The sequence below is a fragment of the Psychrobacter sp. AOP31-B2-9 genome, from assembly GCF_052378005.1.
Classification (GTDB): domain Bacteria; phylum Pseudomonadota; class Gammaproteobacteria; order Pseudomonadales; family Moraxellaceae; genus Psychrobacter.
Genome location: NZ_JBQSXG010000399.1, coordinates 1 through 214, shown reverse-complemented (window position 1 = coordinate 214; position 214 = coordinate 1). Strand labels below are relative to the sequence as shown.

General features: G+C 47.2%; 1 protein-coding gene. It reads left to right on the top strand.

Annotated features, from left to right (window positions below):
- The coding region (locus ACT3SX_RS15800) for a DDE-type integrase/transposase/recombinase (RefSeq protein ID WP_443539333.1) at positions 1–214 on the top strand (214 nt) is incomplete at both ends.

Genomic DNA, 214 nt, shown 5'->3' with positions numbered 1-214 from the left:
AACAAACGCATGACCGCAGATTTGGTCTGTCGCGCATTGAACATGGCCATCAGGAATAAACGTCCAAACAAAGGGCTAATCGTTCACTCTGACAGAGGCAGCCAGTATTGCAGCCATGCCTACCACAAGATCGTTAAGCAGCATCAGTTTACAGGTTCAATGAGCGCTAAAGGTAATTGCTTCGACAATGCTCCAATAGAAAGCTTCTGGGGCA